The sequence below is a fragment of the Limosilactobacillus reuteri subsp. porcinus genome (genome assembly GCF_036621895.1).
In the GTDB taxonomy this organism is placed as follows: Bacteria; Bacillota; Bacilli; order Lactobacillales; family Lactobacillaceae; genus Limosilactobacillus; species Limosilactobacillus reuteri_J.
This window is the reverse complement of record NZ_LN887386.1, coordinates 1-303: the sequence shown is the minus strand read 5'-3', so window position 1 is coordinate 303 and position 303 is coordinate 1. Positions and strand designations below refer to the sequence as shown.

The following is a 303-nucleotide window of genomic DNA, read 5'->3' as shown; positions in this document are numbered from 1 at the left end:
AAGAAATGGAAGATGCCTACTCAAAAAAAGTAATGGAAATACGCAATCGGGAGGCGAACGATTCTTCAAACAACAAGCTATCAAAGAATTGAGTCAAGAACATGACTGGCCAATTAGTGTCTTGTGTCAGATCGCTGGTATAACTAGAGATGCTTACTACAAGTGGCTTCATAGAAAGCCAAGTAATTATAAAGTTGAACAATCAGAGCTACTTGAAGCAATTCTAGAATTGGAGGAAAAGCATAAGTGGACACTGGGTTACTTAGCGATGACAACACAGTTAGCTTTCGAAAATAAACTAAG

1 pseudogene is annotated in these 303 nt (G+C 38.0%); it reads left to right on the top strand.

Annotation, left to right across the window (positions count from 1 at the left end):
• Positions 1 to 303, top strand: a pseudogene (locus AACL61_RS04345) (IS3 family transposase); the annotation flags it as partial.